At 46.6% G+C, this 14,206-nt stretch carries 14 protein-coding genes; 8 read left to right on the top strand and 6 right to left on the bottom strand.

Annotated features, from left to right (window positions below):
• Nucleotides 1-82: 82 nt before the first annotated feature.
• Complete coding sequence (locus ACQ4M5_RS29450) at nucleotides 83-448, bottom strand: hypothetical protein (RefSeq protein ID WP_430679349.1); 366 nt, start codon at nucleotides 446-448, stop codon at nucleotides 83-85.
• A gap of 667 nt (nucleotides 449-1,115) precedes the next feature.
• On the opposite strand from ACQ4M5_RS29450, the gene ACQ4M5_RS29445 reads away from it, so the two are divergent.
• Entirely contained in the window at nucleotides 1,116-2,786 is a 1,671-nt protein-coding gene (locus ACQ4M5_RS29445) for a hypothetical protein (protein WP_430679348.1), read from the top strand.
• On the opposite strand, the gene ACQ4M5_RS29440 is transcribed toward ACQ4M5_RS29445, so the two are convergent.
• Nucleotides 2,773-3,147, bottom strand: coding sequence for a hypothetical protein (locus ACQ4M5_RS29440; RefSeq protein WP_430679347.1), 375 nt, complete (start codon nucleotides 3,145-3,147; stop codon nucleotides 2,773-2,775). The two genes, ACQ4M5_RS29445 and ACQ4M5_RS29440, sit on opposite strands and share 14 nt — an antisense overlap.
• Before the next feature lie 184 nt (nucleotides 3,148-3,331).
• Between ACQ4M5_RS29440 and ACQ4M5_RS29435 the strand changes: the two genes are divergently transcribed.
• The 6 genes from ACQ4M5_RS29435 to ACQ4M5_RS29410 all read left to right on the top strand — a co-directional run bounded on the left by ACQ4M5_RS29435 (nucleotide 3,332) and on the right by ACQ4M5_RS29410 (nucleotide 10,047).
• Nucleotides 3,332-3,583 carry a TM2 domain-containing protein gene (locus ACQ4M5_RS29435; protein ID WP_430679346.1) on the top strand — a complete coding sequence of 84 codons (252 nt, stop codon included), beginning with the start codon at nucleotides 3,332-3,334 and terminating at the stop codon, nucleotides 3,581-3,583.
• A gap of 298 nt (nucleotides 3,584-3,881) precedes the next feature.
• A complete protein-coding gene (locus ACQ4M5_RS29430; protein WP_430679345.1) occupies nucleotides 3,882-4,064 on the top strand; it encodes a hypothetical protein in 183 nt (60 codons plus the stop codon).
• A gap of 84 nt (nucleotides 4,065-4,148) precedes the next feature.
• Nucleotides 4,149-6,467 (top strand): heavy metal translocating P-type ATPase, encoded by a 2,319-nt coding sequence (locus ACQ4M5_RS29425; protein ID WP_430679344.1) that lies wholly within the window; start codon nucleotides 4,149-4,151, stop codon nucleotides 6,465-6,467.
• Between the two features lie 183 nt (nucleotides 6,468-6,650).
• On the top strand, nucleotides 6,651-7,079 hold the full coding sequence (locus ACQ4M5_RS29420; protein WP_430679406.1) for an FHA domain-containing protein: 429 nt from the start codon (nucleotides 6,651-6,653) through the stop codon (nucleotides 7,077-7,079).
• Between the two features lie 182 nt (nucleotides 7,080-7,261).
• A complete protein-coding gene (crtO, locus tag ACQ4M5_RS29415; RefSeq protein WP_430679343.1) occupies nucleotides 7,262-8,959 on the top strand; it encodes a beta-carotene ketolase CrtO in 1,698 nt (565 codons plus the stop codon).
• 419 nt (nucleotides 8,960-9,378) lie between these two features.
• Nucleotides 9,379-10,047 (top strand): hypothetical protein, encoded by a 669-nt coding sequence (locus ACQ4M5_RS29410; protein WP_430679342.1) that lies wholly within the window; start codon nucleotides 9,379-9,381, stop codon nucleotides 10,045-10,047.
• Nucleotides 10,048-10,457: 410 nt separating this feature from the next.
• Here ACQ4M5_RS29410 and ACQ4M5_RS29405 read toward each other — a convergent pair whose 3' ends face one another.
• From ACQ4M5_RS29405 to ACQ4M5_RS29390, 4 genes are all read right to left on the bottom strand, one after another.
• Nucleotides 10,458-11,708 carry an MFS transporter gene (locus ACQ4M5_RS29405; protein WP_430679341.1) on the bottom strand — a complete coding sequence of 417 codons (1,251 nt, stop codon included), beginning with the start codon at nucleotides 11,706-11,708 and terminating at the stop codon, nucleotides 10,458-10,460.
• A 43-nt stretch (nucleotides 11,709-11,751) separates the two neighbouring features.
• Nucleotides 11,752-12,171, bottom strand: coding sequence for a fasciclin domain-containing protein (locus ACQ4M5_RS29400; RefSeq protein ID WP_430679340.1), 420 nt, complete (start codon nucleotides 12,169-12,171; stop codon nucleotides 11,752-11,754).
• A 74-nt stretch (nucleotides 12,172-12,245) separates the two neighbouring features.
• A complete protein-coding gene (locus ACQ4M5_RS29395) occupies nucleotides 12,246-12,503 on the bottom strand; it encodes a DUF7219 family protein (RefSeq protein ID WP_430679339.1) in 258 nt (85 codons plus the stop codon).
• A gap of 74 nt (nucleotides 12,504-12,577) precedes the next feature.
• Nucleotides 12,578-13,072: a cytochrome gene (locus ACQ4M5_RS29390; protein WP_430679338.1), complete on the bottom strand. Its 495-nt coding sequence runs from the start codon at nucleotides 13,070-13,072 to the stop codon at nucleotides 12,578-12,580.
• 33 nt (nucleotides 13,073-13,105) lie between these two features.
• On the opposite strand from ACQ4M5_RS29390, the gene ACQ4M5_RS29385 reads away from it, so the two are divergent.
• The gene (locus tag ACQ4M5_RS29385) at nucleotides 13,106-14,047 is read left to right on the top strand and encodes a glycosyltransferase (RefSeq protein ID WP_430679337.1); all 942 of its coding nucleotides are present in this window, start codon (nucleotides 13,106-13,108) and stop codon (nucleotides 14,045-14,047) included.
• The last annotated feature ends 159 nt before the right edge of the window (nucleotides 14,048-14,206 follow it).

Below are 14,206 nucleotides of genomic sequence, written 5' to 3'. Positions count from 1 at the left end.
GCATCGCGACAGTTGTGAAAGTTTATTTCGGGTCAGTCCACCTGCAACAGTGGGCTTATTTGAAATTCACTAAAATGACGATTTAGAAGCGTCTTGGTCTAGGAGAGGGCTTCGGATTTGGGGTAGGAGAGATCTTAGGCTCTGGGTCGTTAGGTCCTTGAGCCGATTGTATGCCACCTATACTTCCGGGGCGCGGAAGCCTTAAAGGAACGGGACTATCGGCTAGTGTGAACGCGATCGTGCAATCCGCATGAATAAACCACTCTGTTTGATCATCCAGGGGAGCACTCAGTGTAATTTGCAGAAAAGCTTCGTCGATCTGGCAAGCTTCGATCGAGTATTCCGAATTCGCAGAGATGGGAGCCTTTTCTGAGTCTGATAACTCTGTTGGATCTGCTTTCCGTTGTAGCAACCAAGTGTCCTTCGCGGTTTTAAGAATGAGCGTCATGAGATTTCCCCTGATAATGATGCGAGACTGCGATCGAGGCAATGTAGAACGTTCGTTGCGTCTTGAGTTCTGCTCAAAAATTATGTAAGACAATGATGCTGTAAGTCAGATTTTTAACCTTTCTTACAAAATTAGGCAAGTTTAGGAACCGGAAACGCATTTTTCCAGAGCTTCACCGCTTTATTTTTTCGTCACAATAATGCCCCTAGCTGTAGTCAGCCTGCTTGAAAATTTTCAAGTTTCAATCTAGAGCTTTATCTAAGAGGGTGTTTGAGAAGTAATCGTTGATCGCATTCACCCGCCCGGAGATTCATTTCCGGGCGAACTCGCAACGCAGCAAAGCCGCTTTTTATACTTTTCAAACACCCTCTAAGCGTTATATGCAAACATTATGTCTTTTCAAGTTGTTTCAGTTGCAAATGTAACTTGCAAATTACAGAGAGTAATTAAATTTTCTAAGCTTCCAAAGTTAGAAATACTACTTTGCAAGTTCTTAAAATGAATCTTCTCAGCGACTCTACTTTTAATCTAGTAGTATTAGAAACGCTACAATCCAAGTTGTTCTCAACAGTATCTAGTGATAGATTGCTTTTCACCTCGTGAATCAATCTGCACTCACTCAAGAAGATTGTGATTGAGTTGCATTTCTCTTCCGGATTTTCTATCAATGCTCATTTCGCGCATCCATCGATTCCTAATTCCGTCTGGTCAAAAGATCGATCGATTGTCGATCGTACTTTGGTTCAGTCTCTCTCTAGGCTTTGCTCTGTTCTATGGCGCTCTCGCACTTCAAAAAGCTTTTCGCGCTGAATACGTAGTCCAGGACGATGCAAGAGAATATGTCTTTTGGATGCAGCGATTCATTGATCCGTCCTTGTTACCGAATGATCTAATTGCTCAGTATTTCAGATCAATTACGCCGCCTGGATATGCTGCAATCTATCAATTGATGGCAATGTTTGGAATCGAGCCGCTTTGGTTTAGTAAAGTGCTTCCAGTTGGCTTAGGACTGATTGCAACACTCTACAGTTTTGCAATTTGCTTGCGATTGTTCCCGATTCCGATCGCTGCTTTTACCTCAACGCTGCTTCTCAATCAAAGCTTATGGTTTCGAGATGATCTGAGTTCTGCAACACCGAGATCGTTTGTGACTCCGCTCTTTTTAGCGTTTCTCTATGCACTTATTCGGAATCAGCGATCGAGCCTCATTGTGGTATTAATTCTCCAAGCGCTAATCTATCCACCGCTTGTATTCATTACTCTTATCCTTTTATCTCTCAAGCTCTGGCACTGGGAATCTGGAAAGCTTCGATTTCAAGCGAATCTAACTGTGTTTATTGGAATTGGATTAAGCGCGATCGCATTGATTCCCTATGCGCTTTCGTCTGCGGAATTTGCGCCACTAATTACGCGATCGCAAGCGTTGACGATACCCGAACTCTATCCAGGTGGCAGACACCCTTTCTTTAATCCGAATCCTTGGAAATTCTGGCTTATCGGTGAACATAGTGGAATCATTCCGCCCTTGATGCCGCCGTTAATTTGGCTAGGATTGTTATTACCTACTTTGATGCGATATCGATCGAGATTTCCGCTAGTGCAGCGAATTAACGATCGAATCTCAGTTCTTCCTAAAATTATCTGGGTGTCTTTGGGACTTTATACAGCGGCTCATTTACTGTTACTAAGATTATTTTTTCCAACTCGATACACCACTCATAGTTTTCGGATTGTTTTAGCGATCGCTGCTGGAATCGTATTCACGCTTCTACTTGATGCTGCTTTTCGATCCACTGTGACTAAGCTAAGTTTAGTGCTTGTTCTCGGTATCGTTCTGCTGCTGTATCCTCAAGTTTCGAGTAGCTTTCCAAGCACGAATTATCGAGTGAGCAACAATGCAGCCCTTTATCAATTTCTGCGATCGCAGCCCAAAGATACATTAGTTGCTACATTATCAGACGAGGCAAATAACATTTCAACGTTTGCTCAACGATCGGTTTTATTTAGTCGAGAACATTCGCTTCCCTTTCATCTTGGATACTACAATCAAATTCGGCAGCGGATTATTGACGTGATGCAAGCGCAGTATAGTTCTGATTTAACTTTGGCGAAAAGCGCGATCGACCAATACCAAATCAAATTCTGGCTCCTTGAGAATACAACCTTCACGTCTGAATTTTTACAAAAAGCGGATTGGCTCGAAAGCTTTCAGCCCGCCTATACGAATGCTCTCAACAATCTAGAAAAAACTCCAGCCCTCAGTAAACTTTCACGCTGTTCAGTCTTTAATAGCGATCGATTCACGCTATTAGATGCTGCTTGTATCAAGGCTTCCTAGTAGCTTTGACGAATGCGATCGTACCGAGAAACAATCCGCACAAAGCTACAGCGACGATCGTTTCTTGAATTCGTGGCGATATTACTACAAAGAATCCTTGCTCTTTGATCAGTGCCGAAAAGCTAGACACACAGAACGGCATCAAATAAAGCCGAAAAACTTGCCAAAAGTCTCGACCTTGAGCAGAAACACTGAGGAGCAACGCCGTTCCGACCACTGCACTAATCCCGATCGAGTTCGCCCAAATTTTCGGTGACGGATCGAAATAAAAGTAAACCGTCACCAGATACCAAATCAGATAGCACCAGAGAATTGCTTTGCTCGGTCTGATGTTGTAGAGATAGTTAGCCAGTCGCTTCATAATGACTGATCATTGCATCGATCGTGCTTCCTCAACTGTCTCAGTAATTACGGTACAGATCTAAACTCTTATAGGAAATCATTCAGTAATTCTACGCTCTCAAATGTAAAGTTTGTATCCATAACTCCTGATGCTGGGGTACACTGCCAGCAGAACTGATGAGCTTCAAAAGGAAATTAAATACATGACAGGTAATACATCGGGCGATGCAAGTAAGAAGGTCGCAGCAGGAATTTGCGGCATTTTGTTGGGCGGATTTGGCGTACACAAGTTTATCTTAGGCTACACAACCGAAGGCATTATTATGCTGGTAGCTTTCTTTCCAACCTGCGGCTTAACCGGAATTCTGGGCTTGGTCGAAGGAATCATCTATCTCACCAAGAGCGATGATGAGTTTATCAATACCTACATCAACAACAAAAAAGGTTGGCTCTAACGAAATGCAGTCTAATGTCGTGCGATCGATATTAGGAGATTTCTACGAAAGAGCTTACCGCTTGAAAGACTGCCCTTCGGCTTCGCTCAGGGCGCGATCTCTAGCTGACTGAGCGAAGCCGAAGACAGCGGGTAATTTGTTTTCGATCAATCTCCTTAGAGGATGCTTGAAAAGGATAAAAAGCCTCTTCACTTCGTTTAATTCCGCTCCGGAATGGAATTCTGGGGCGGGTTAATGCGGTGAACGATACGTTTCAAACACCCTCTTAGGCTGCGGATTGCTCTCTATCACTTTCGCTATGCAAAACTTTTCAAAATCCTCGCGCCTCTTCTTGTACAGCATTCTAGGAATGGGCTACTTCAATGCTTTTTCCTCGATCGATATCAATCCTTTTCTAAAAAACTATCTGATCCTCGTTCCGGTTCAGATTGGTCTAGTACTCTACTTCCTCTGGTTCCGTCGTGACACGCTGAAAGACTAAAAAACTTGAAACTTCTTAACCAATCCGGCGAAACATCTTCTACGCTCAAGAAAGGAGATGTTTTTTTGATCGGAGCGTTTGATTTTGTCTCAAACCGTTTTACCCCCTACAACTGAAACGACTGAAACTGTTACGCTCGATGTCACCGGAATGAAGTGTGCCGGATGCGTCCGAGCCGTCGAAAAACAACTCACCCAGCAACCGGGTGTCAAGTCCGCTACGGTGAATTTGGTCACAGAACTCGCCACAGTCGAATGCGATCGCTCGATCGATCCTCAAATTCTCGCCGCCAAACTCACCGAAGCAGGCTTCCCCAGCGAACCCCGCACTGCTGATCAATTCGAGGTTCCTGACCTCACCGAACGCCGCCAAGCCGAAATGCAGCGGCAAACTCGACAGTTAGCGATCGCCATTCTTCTCCTCGCTTTTTCTACGATCGGTCATCTTCACGTCGATTTTCTCGGTCTTAGCAATGTTTGGTTTCACTGCGGACTCGCGATCGCGGCTCTGGTTTTCCCTGGTCGATCGATGATCGTGGACGGTTGGCAAGGTCTTCGCCGCAATGCCCCAAACATGAATACACTCGTGAGTTTGGGAACGCTCACTGCCTTTACCGCGAGTTTCGTCGCCTTAATCTTTCCTCAGTTGGGATGGGAATGTTTCTTCGATGAACCTGTGATGCTGGTTGGTTTCATCCTGCTTGGTAGAACGCTCGAACAACGCGCACGAGGACAAGCCGCCGCAGCCCTTCAATCTTTAGCCGCTCTCCAACCTCGATCGGCAAGACTCATCGGTAAAGATGGCGCAACTCAAACCGGAATCGATATTCCGATCGCTCATGTTCGCATTGGTGAATGGCTCCAAGTTCTCCCCGGTGAGCAAATTCCAGTCGATGCCGAAATCGTGAATGGTGAAACGACGATCGACGAATCCCTACTCACAGGCGAATCGATTCCTGTTCAAAAACAACCCGGTGATCTGGTCGCAGCAGGAACGATCAATCAATCCGGTGCGATCGTGCTTCAAGTCACCCGCGTTGGAAAAGATACAACTCTGGCGCGAATTATCGATTTAGTTGAATCGGCTCAAGCTCGTAAAGCTCCGATTCAGAAGTTAGCCGATACGATCGCGGGTTACTTCACTTATGGAGTGTTGTCGATCGCGCTTTGCACGTTCCTTTTCTGGGAGTTCATCGGCACAAAGATTTGGACAAATTTACCGCAATGGACGATCGGTTTAGAACACGCTCACGATATGGGCATGATGGCGCATCCTTCCCCGATGCTGCTCAGTTTGAAATTGTCGATCGTAGTTCTCGTCATCGCTTGCCCTTGTGCGCTAGGACTCGCAACTCCGACCGCGATTCTAGTCGGTTCAGGAGTGGGAGCCGAACGCGGATTATTAATTCGAGGCGGTGATGTTTTAGAGCAGGTGCATCATCTCGATACGATCGTCTTTGATAAAACCGGAACTCTGACCACAGGAAAACCCGTTGTCACGAACGTGATTGGAGGCGATCGCATTCTTCAAATTGCTGCCACCGTTGAAAGCGGAACTCAACATCCTTTAGCTGTTGCAATTCTACAAGCTGTCAAAGATCTACCGCTTCTTCCCGCTCAAGATTTCTACACGGAAGCAGGATACGGCGTTTCAGCCAAAGTTGAAATTGATTCGATTCAGCAGCAAGTTTTTCTAGGAACAGCGCAATGGTTAGAGAATAATCAGATTGCAATTCCTGAAACGCTACGATCGCAAGCTGATCAACTCGCTTCCGAAGGGAAAACGATCGTCTACGTCGCTGCCCAATCTTCAGTTGGCATGATTGCCGTTTCCGATGCACTCAGACCGGATGCGAAAAAGACGATCGAAGCTTTGAAAAATCTGAATCTTAGAGTATTAATGCTGAGTGGCGATCGACAAATCACCGCACAAGCGATCGCGAAAGATCTTGGACTCTCAGATGTCTTGGCTGAAATTCCCCCGGATGGAAAAGCGAATACGATCGCCCAACTCCAAGCCGAAGGACATCGAGTTGGAATGGTCGGAGATGGAATCAACGACGCGCCTGCACTGGCTCAAGCTGATGTCGGAATCGCTCTCAAATCTGGAACCGATGTCGCGATCGAAACTGCGGGAATCGTTTTAATGCGCGATCGACTCGGCGATGTCGTCGAATCCATCCGTCTCAGTCGAGCTACTTTTGCCAAAATCCAGCAAAACTTGTTCTGGGCATTCGCCTACAACTTACTCGGAATCCCGATCGCCGCAGGCATACTCCTTCCATCATTCGGAATTCTACTGAGTCCTGCCGCAGCGGGCGCATTCATGGCATTTAGCTCCGTGAGTGTCGTCACCAACTCGCTATTGTTACGACGCTTTGCAAAATCGCCACGGGTGCAATAATCGGTTAGATTAGGTGAGGTTTAAATCGATCTCTGATCGATTTGATTGACTACAATAAAACTCCAACACTTACGAGTATCAAACAATGTCGGTACTCATACTGTGTTCCTCCAAGCAAGCTCGATCTATCTTGTCTAGGTCCAGTCCATTACCGTTTACCCACCCCTTTTAATTCGAGTGTCAATGCCCTCAGAACCGCATCAAAACCACCTTATCATTATCGAAGACGATAAAGGTCGCCGGGAGTTTGTGTTAGATGCCCCGGTTTATTCGATCGGTCGCGATCCGAAGTGCGATATCCGTCTCGTGTCCCAATTTGTCTCTCGTCGTCACGCCACCCTGCTCCAATTGCCCAACGAAGACGGCACTCACTACTACCGAATCGTTGATGGCAATCTCAAGGGCAAACCGAGTGCGAATGGTTTGTTGATCAACGGTCGCAAGCTGCAACACTGCGATCTCCGCAACCAAGACGAGATTGTATTTGGTCCACAAGTCCGGGCGATTTACTATTTACTCAAGCGTGATGCGGTACTAACGGTTCCCCCCGATGAATTCGACATTACGTTAATCAGCCCGAACATGGTGGGCGATCCAGAAGATGACGATTAGATCTGAAGGTTTTATGACTACTTCCAAGTGGAATGTTTTGGTAGATCACTGAATAGAAAAAAGGCTTGCTGCTACCTTCTATTCGTCCAAGCACACAGCAAAACTCAAAGCCTAACTTAAGGCTGAAGTCATCCAGAACTGTTTTGTTTACCGTGAGCAAGGGCGGATTCTTGGTATGCGATATGAACAGCTATGACTTTATATTGATTGGTGCGGGACATAATAGCTTGGTGTGTGCGGCTTACTTGCTGAAAGCAGGCTATAAAGTTCTACTGCTCGAAAAAAATCCGTTTCCGGGTGGAGCAGCCACCACTGAGCCATTAATGCCGGATGTTGTTTCTGGCTTTAAGTTTAATCCTTGCGCGATCGATCATCTCTTCATCCATCTCGGTCCTGTCGTTCGCGAACTAGAACTCGAAAAATACGGCTTAGAATACCTCTGGTGTGATCACGTGGTGTTCTGCCCGCATCCCGATGGTAAGTACTTTTTCGCGCATCGATCAGTTGAAAAAACTTGCGAGGAAATTGCTCGATATAGTCCGCGTGATGCTGAGAAATACGCTGAATTTAATGATTTCTGGCAGCGTGTGATTGGCTTTTTGACTCCGACTTTCAATGCGCCACCGAAGTCGATCGTAGATATTTTAGGGAACTACGATGTTGCTAAAATCAAAGACTTACTATCATTGGTGGGATCTGCCGACGAGACTTTGGATTTTGTTCGATCGATGTTCACCAGTCCGATGGACATTATTGACGAGTACTTCGATTCAGAATTTCTCAAGGCTCCCTTAGCAAGACTTGCCGCTGAACTCAGTACGCCACCTTCACAGAAAAATATGTCGGTGGGTTCGATCATGATGGCAATGCGTCACAATCCCGGAATGGCACGTCCGAAAGGGGGAACGGGAGCGCTCACCGATGCTTTGGTGCGATGTGTGAAGGATCTGGGCGGCGAGATTCTAACGGAGCAACCTGTTAAAAGTATTCTGATTGATGACAATTGTGCAGAAGGCGTTCGAGTGTCGAATGGTCAGGAATATCGGGCGAAAGTAGGTGTCATTTCGAGCTTAGATGCTCAGCGATTATTCTTGCACTTAGTTGAGCCGAGTGATTTAGACAAAGCTGATCCAAAATTACGCGATCGAGTTGCTAGACGCATCACGAACCACAATGAAGCGATTCTAAAAATCGATTGTGCGTTGTCCGAAGCTCCCAGATTTGAACATCACAATCACCAAGACGAATACTTAATTGGATCAGTGCTAATCGCGGATTCAGTCGCTCAAGTTGAACTCGCACATACCGATCCGAACATTGGTAGAATTCCGCTGGAAGATCCTTCAATGTATGCGGTTGTTCCGAGTATGCGCGATCCGTCACTTGCTCCAGAAGGTCAACATGTTCTGTGGATCGAGTACTTTGTGCCGTATCAAATTGCAGGCGCAAAAGGAACAGGTCTAAAAGGAACAGGCTGGACAGAAGAACTAAAAAATCAAGTAGCAGATCGCGTTCTTGATAAACTAGCGGACTATGCCCCGAATGTGAAATCCTCGATTTTGGCGCGTCGAATTGAAAGTCCTCCTGAACTTGAAGAACGCATTGGAGTTCTCAAGGGCAACTACTATCACTTAGACATGACCTTTGATCAAATGATGTTCTTCCGTCCATTACCAGAGTTAGCGAACTATAAAACGCCGATCGACAATCTCTATCTCACGGGAGCCGGAACGCATCCCGGCGGTTCGATCTCTGGAATGCCCGGACGAAATGCAGCGCGAGTGATTTTACAATCTCAGCGATCGCTCTCTCATGCTTTATCTGAGGCAGGCGATAGTCTCAAAACTGCTGCACAGTCCTTGTTCCGAATTGCAGAGTAAATCTCTTGGACAAATCGAAAATGCCTGCCGAATTCTATTCGTCCAGGCATTTAGGCAAGAAGTCTAGTAAAGACACAACGCAGCCATTAGAGGGTGTTTGAAAAGTATAAAAAGCGGCTTTGCTGCGTTGCCAGTCCGCCCGGAAATAAATCTCCGGGCTAATGGAAGAAACCCCGCTGAAGCGGACTGGGAGAATCATTCGGAGTTCTTAGCCCAGTTGAGTGGGCTTCCCTGATTAGCCCGGAGATTCATTTCCGGGCGGGTGAATGCGATGAACGATTACTTTTCAAACACCCTCTTAGATTCAGTATATGTTCTGTGTTGTCTCGAAAGATTAGAGGAAAACGTGAGTAGAACTGTGGATGCCGCAGATTTAGCGATCGGCAAAATAGTTGTATTTTCTTGATCCAGTAACAGAAATGAATTCTATTTTGAAGAGTGCGATCGCGGCTCAAATTGGAGCGGCAGTCATGATGTCGATCGTTGAGAGTAAACCTGTTCATGCCTTGGCGATTAATGGCGCAGCGACCGGAATTGCTTCTCCAGCCCAAACGATTAATTTCGACGATTTGACTGCTCCTGATGGAACAGCAGTGACGACTCAATATCCAGGAATCACATTCTCTAATCTTTTCCTTGCAGCTCCTAGTCCTTTCCCTAACTTTAGCGGTAGGATGGTCACGAATTTTTCAGGTGGCGCATTTGGCGCTCCAGCACTGAATCCGTTTTCTATCCAGTTCAGCACGACCCAAACTCGTGCATCTCTCGCGCTAGTCACCAATATCGGTGGGACGACAACCTTCACCGCTCTACTCAACGGAGCGGTAGTAGAAAGTTTTACGGCAAATACGGATTTCGATTCAAACAACAACTTCTATGGATTTACAGGAAGTAGTGGATTCAATGAAATTCAAGTTTCTGTGATCAGCAGTGATAATGGCGCGGTCATTGACAATCTTCAAATCGGAACCACAGCAACGCCTATTCCCTTCGGATTCACGCCGCTTCCGGGGTTAGCTGTTTCTGGTCTGTTGTGTGGGGCGAATCGTCTGCGGAAGCGATTTGCCAAGGAGCAGATCGAAGCTTAAATCAATCAGAGGAGCGATCGCACTCAAGAAGCGAGTCGAAATTAATCAAAGCTCAGTTTCTTAAGCGCGATCGTTCTTAAGAAAAGCTCAACGTCGATCGAAAAACACGGTACGTTGCACTGTTTTAGTGCGTCGATCGGCAAAAATAGTGCAACGGATCACTAAAATAGCCCATCGGATCACTAAAACAGTGCAACGGATCGACTAAAACAGCCCATCGGATCACTAAAACAGCGCAACGATCAACAAAAATTGCCCAATGGATCACTAAAACAACGCATCGGATCACTAAAACAGCGCAACGATCGACAAAAATTGCTCAACGGATCACTAAAACAGCCCATCGGATCACTAAAACAGTACAACGATCGACAAAAATTGCTCAACGGATTACGATCGCGACTGATCGATCAAACTTTGATCAATAACTCATCTTTTGGAATCGCATACGGATCTTTGCCGTATCCCAATGCAAACCGGAACGAGTGAGCGACACTTTTACTTGAAAGCGTCATGAATACAACCAAAGCAGAGAACGCCACGATCGCAGCCACGCCATAAAGTCCTCGATACCCGATCGCATTCGAGACAATCCCTAAAATCGGACCCGCTAACGCAATTCCCAGATCAAATCCACCGACAAACAGCCCGAAAATTCGTCCCCGTTCATAAGGCTGGCATCGATCGGCAACCAGCGCGATCATAATCGGTAGAAAAGTTCCACCTCCCAAGCCTTCCAACGCTCCAGCGAGTAAAAACCAATTCGCAGAATTCGCCAACGACAACACAATCAGCGAAATCGCATAACTGAGCAAACCGATCGAGATAAATCGTCCCCGTCCATAGCGATCGCTCGCCTTCCCCGAAACGAATCGCGTGATAAAACTCATCACTGCCGCAGCGGTGTAGAACAGTCCCGAATTTAGCCCGACATTCGATGCTTTGATGTGCAGCGGAACAAAAGTCGCGATCGCACCAAAAGCAATTCCAACCAGCAACATTGTGATCGTCGGAATCCGAATACGATCGCTGATTAACAATCGCCAAAACACCCGCTCAGAGGAGCGATCTTGAGGTTGGTGCTGCACTGCTGGAGCTTTCACAAACATGGCACAAGTCATACTAACCATGCCAAGCAATGAACTCATCACGAACACAGGCGCGTAAGTCGTTAACTCTTGCAAATAGCCGCCGAGCGCTGGACCTAATGCCATTCCGATCGGATTGACCAAACTCATGTAGCCGATCAATTCGCCACGATTCTCAGGGGGTGCAATGTCTACTACAAGCGAACTATACGCCGTTGTGAATGCAGCAATACTAATTCCGTGAAAGGCTCGAACAATCATCAAAATCGGAATCGATTGCGTCAACAAATGACACACCGGAGCGAGTGCTGCTACTGAAATACCAATCAACAGAACAATCTTGCGACCTTGCTGATCTGCCATCTTGCCCGCTTGGGGACGAAACAGCAGAAGCCCGATCGCAAATGATCCCATCACAATTCCAAGCTGATGATCCGGTGCGCCGATCGAGTTAACATACAGCGGCAAAATCGGCAGCAAACTTGCCAAACTTGCCCAAAACAACAATCCCGCAGTAAAGAGAACGCCCAGATTTTGCTTCGTCTGAGCGCTTAACTTGGCAAAAGTACTCAATGCCCGATTCCTGATGAAGAGAGATCTTAGAATATCAAACTTGTTAGCTTCCCGCGAGAAGGGCAGGCATGAGCACACCATCGATCGCATGAATCACGCCATTGTCCGCGAGAATATCCGCTTGCGTAACGGGCACATCGTTCACTTTAATGCCACCTTCGTGATCGACTGCAATGATTGATCCTTCCAGCGTTGGAGCTTCAAAAATTTCGGTCAAATCTTCAAACCTAACATCGCCATCTAGAACGTGATAGCTCAAGACACGACGCAGTTTGGGTAAGTCTTCGAGCAGTGCGTTCAGTTTGTCTTCAGGCAGTTTAGAAAATGCTTCATCCGTGGGAGCCAGCAGCGTGAATGAACCCTCTGTATTTTCGAGTTCTGCGGAGATCCCTGCTTTCTCGATCGCGCTCAATAATGTTTTAAATGATCCTGCTTCAGATGCAGTTTGTAGAAGATTTGGCATAGTTATGTCCTGTTCGATTCCTCTTCTAAGAAAAGAACAGTATGGTCGAATTTACATCGGACGAAAGAGAGAAATTAGCTGTCTTCCGGGCTGGTTCGATCGAGTAAATTTTTCTTCGATTCTTTCAACTCATGCCAAAGGGCTTTGATTTGTCTGTACGCATCACCGGGCGGAATCTTACCCGAAGTCTCTAATCCACACAGCAAAGAGACCCGCTGAGCAAACTCTTGAAGATTGGCATTAAACGCTAGGTTCTCAGGCGTAAACTCCCCTCGGTAGTGCGCGGATGGGTAAAGGAAGTCTTCTTTTTGTTGCTCTGGCGTTTTGTCCACAGTTTTACCCTAATGTTGATTAATCGTGTTCTTCATTGTATGTTGGCAATTCTGTGCTGAAAAGCGAGACTGATTTATTCTTGTGTCGTAAGAATCACCTCAAGTTGATTCAGTGCCATCTCTACACTTTCTGCGACGCTGACTAACTTAGGATTCAGCGATCGTAAAAACATTTGAGCCTCCAAATTCTCAGTCAATAAAATCACACGCTTCCTCGCTTTAATCGCCAAAGCAATTTCCGAAACAGTTCCCGCTCCGATTCCACAAGCCACGATCGCACCACTCGATAACACATTGATATTGTTCCGAGCATTTCCCATGTCGGTAATGATAGGAATATCGATCGCTTCTGAAACTTCCGAATCGACGTGCGGCAAAATCCCGATCGTCATTCCCCCAACACTTTTCGCGCCACGACTCACCGCATCCATCACGCCCACATTCCGCCCACCGCTTAAGACAACCCATCCTGCTTGAGCGATCCGCTGTCCCAATTCATACGCAGTCTGAATCTCTTGTGGAGTCGCCTGTTCTCCAACTCCCATGACTCCCACGATCGTTTTGGGCATTTTGACATCAGAATCGAATTCTGCAATCTGGATATGAGTTTTTTACCATCCGTTTCGGTGATTGTGCCAATCTACAACGGTGAATCAGATTTACCTGCGCTGCTCGACTGTTTGAATGCTCAAACTTACCCAAATTTTGAATGCGTCTTGGTCGATAACAATAGCAACGATCGCACCACTGAATTATTACAAGCCGCCGTATCCGATCGAATTCGAGTCTTCAACCAATCCCAAATCCAAAGTTCCTACGCCGCTCGAAATCTAGGGATTCAGAACGCGACTGGAGAAATTCTTGCCTTCACCGATGCCGATTGTCGCCCCGAACCGAACTGGCTCAATGATTTGATTCAACCGTTCCTCGATCGAGCAGTCGGCTTAGTCGCAGGAGAAATCAAAGCGCTTCCCGGAAACAGCTTGCTCGAACAATACGCCGATCGACAAGAAACCCTGTCTCAAAAACACACGCTGAATCATCCCTTTTGCGCCTACGGTCAAACCGCAAACCTCGCCATCCGCCTAGAAGCCTTCAAACAAGTCGGCTTATTCCGCCCCTATCTCACCACAGGCGGCGACGCAGATATTTGCTGGAGAATCTTGCGCGAAACGGTTTGGGAATTACGATTTGCCGAAACCGCGATCGTCTGTCACCGTCATCGCGCCACGCTCACCGAACTCAAGAGCCAATGGCGCAGATATGGACGCTCAAACCGCTATCTGCATGAACTCCACGGAATCGATTTAATGCGCGAACCGAATCCGTCCGAATACCGCTATCGACTCATACGCTGGATGGTTAAAGAATTACCGATCGCATCTCTAAAACTGCTGGCAGGCAAAGCGACTCTCGTTGATCTGATCCAAACTCCGATCGGGCTTTTCTGTCTCCAAGCGCGGTCAGAAGGACAACGAGAAGCAACACTTTCCAATGAAGCACGAACGATCGAACCTCTACCAATTCCTACGGTTCAATCCTAATGCGGCAAAATTCGCTAAATTTGAATAACTGTAAGTTCGATTGCGTGTTTCGCTTCGGTGACAAACCTTTGAAGCTTCTTAAATCCCCCACAAACGGGGTACTTCAAGCCTAGAGAGGTTTTGATTTTCAAAGTCCCCCAGAATGGGCGATTTAGGGGG

Origin of the sequence: Leptolyngbya sp. AN10, from assembly GCF_050565645.1 — a bacterium.
Taxonomy (GTDB): domain Bacteria; phylum Cyanobacteriota; class Cyanobacteriia; order Leptolyngbyales; family Leptolyngbyaceae; genus Leptolyngbya.
Note: the sequence above shows the minus strand (reverse complement) of the source record. Positions and strands in the feature narration are given on the sequence as shown.